A 559-nucleotide genomic window follows, 5' to 3' on the forward strand; every position below is an offset into this window, starting at 1 on the left:
ACAGCCAGGCATCGGCGCTGAGGTGCCGCGGCAGCAGCGCAAGCGTGCTGTCCCACAGCCCGGCGGCGAACGGCGGATCAACGAAGGCGATGCTGGCCTGGACCGGCGCGGCGGTCTGCAGCCAGCGCAGCGCATCGGCCTGCACCACCTGCACCCGGGCCTCGGCCTTCAGCCGGGTGACAACGGCGGTCAGGTTGGCCACCAGCTGCGGGTCCCGCTCGACCAGGGTGGCATGGGCCGCACCCCGCGACACCGCTTCCAGCCCGAGCGCGCCGCTGCCGGCGAACACATCCAGCACGCGGGCGCCGCCAAGGCGCGGCATCAGCCAGTTGAACAGGGTTTCGCGCACGCGGTCGCTGCTGGGACGCAGGCCCGGCAGGGTCGGCACCGGCAGCCGGGTATTGCGCCACTGCCCACCGATGATGCGGACCTGGCCGTCATTGCCAGCGCGGCCGCTCATGGCGCGCAACCGGGGGTGACCCGCGCACGGGTCGGGTTCATGGAATTCAGCATGGTGCGATTGTAACGGCAGCGCAGTCTGCAGCGAACGGCGGAGCGC

1 protein-coding gene is annotated in these 559 nt (G+C 72.1%); it reads right to left on the bottom strand.

Going from position 1 to position 559, the window contains the following annotated elements:
* On the bottom strand, nucleotides 1–460 hold a 460-nt coding region (gene rsmD, locus ABB28_RS17530; protein ID WP_057687627.1), incomplete at its 3' end, for a 16S rRNA (guanine(966)-N(2))-methyltransferase RsmD.
* Nucleotides 461–559 lie beyond the last annotated feature (99 nt).

The sequence above is a fragment of the Stenotrophomonas chelatiphaga genome, from assembly GCF_001431535.1.
In the GTDB taxonomy this organism is placed as follows: Bacteria; Pseudomonadota; Gammaproteobacteria; order Xanthomonadales; family Xanthomonadaceae; genus Stenotrophomonas; species Stenotrophomonas chelatiphaga.